The organism is Alphaproteobacteria bacterium (assembly GCA_025800285.1).
GTDB lineage: Bacteria > Pseudomonadota > Alphaproteobacteria > JAOXRX01 > JAOXRX01 > JAOXRX01.
The window spans coordinates 1-969 of sequence record JAOXRX010000092.1 but is presented as its reverse complement, the minus strand read 5'-3'; the positions used below and the strand labels follow the sequence as shown (position 1 = coordinate 969).

Here is a 969-nt window from a genome sequence, read left to right as displayed (position 1 = left end):
GTCTTCCATTTGCAGTAACACTTAATCTTTTTATCAATGTATTTGAATCCTTCACAATTCCATTATGGTCTGTGAGAGTAAGTGCTGCACCATCTGCTAATTTGTCACCTTTAAAATCAACAGATAATCTTGAATTATACCAATTAAATGGAGTAGCCTCTCCTGAATTATCTGCAACAATTCTCATGCCTTCTCTTTTTTGTTCATTGGTGTTTCCTGGAGTAATATTGAGAGTTTGTTCAAGGTCGAAAACAACATCTTCATATCTTTCAAGATATTTTGGATTTCTAAAGGATTTCATATTTATTTTAAAGATTATATAATTTTATTAATTTCAATCATTCAAAATGTAATTCACTCTTTGATTTATATCTTCTAGAGTCATTTTTTGGGTTGGATTTTTTTTAATACTTCCTTCATTAAAAGTGACTTTTTTAAGAGTATTATTTTTGACAACTTTTCAATTATTTTATCACCAGCCATTTTACCAACATGTTCACCAGTTTTTGTAGCAGCTGTTGTAATTGCTTTAGTGGAGGTTGTCTTAGCCGCTTTTTTCATTGTCTTTCCAAATAACTTCGAACCAAAAGATTTGAATACATCCATCACTCCCTCACCATAAATATGTTGTTTTGTATATCTTCCCAATTCGGGGTCATATTTCTTTTTGAATTCTGATTGTCTCATCATTTTATTTTAAGAGAATATTATCTTGAATGAAGTATTAAAGTCATAAACCAATCGATACCATTAAAATTCACAGGTCTTCCAAGAGAATCTGTTACATAAATTCTCATTTCAAAAATACTGTTAGATGAAACAGGACAGTATAAAGTTCTTCGAGGTTCAAAAGTAAATGGGTAAGACCTTATGAGATTATCAGTTGGTATCACAGCAATAGTATTAGTATTTATTCCATCTACAATGCTATCTTTTATTGCATTTGTGTTAATATTTAAACTATCAATC

Annotated in this window: 3 protein-coding genes; all 3 read right to left on the bottom strand. The window is 29.8% G+C overall.

The genetic code is table 11. The features are described from left to right. A partial coding sequence (locus tag OIF36_04855; GenBank protein MCV6599783.1) for a hypothetical protein occupies positions 1-301 on the bottom strand: 301 nt, incomplete at its 3' end. Between the two features lie 80 nt (positions 302-381). Further along, positions 382-687, bottom strand: a complete 306-nt coding sequence (locus OIF36_04850) for a hypothetical protein (GenBank protein ID MCV6599782.1) — start codon at positions 685-687, stop codon at positions 382-384. 20 nt (positions 688-707) lie between these two features. Next, the coding region (locus OIF36_04845; GenBank protein ID MCV6599781.1) for a hypothetical protein at positions 708-969 on the bottom strand (262 nt) is incomplete at its 5' end.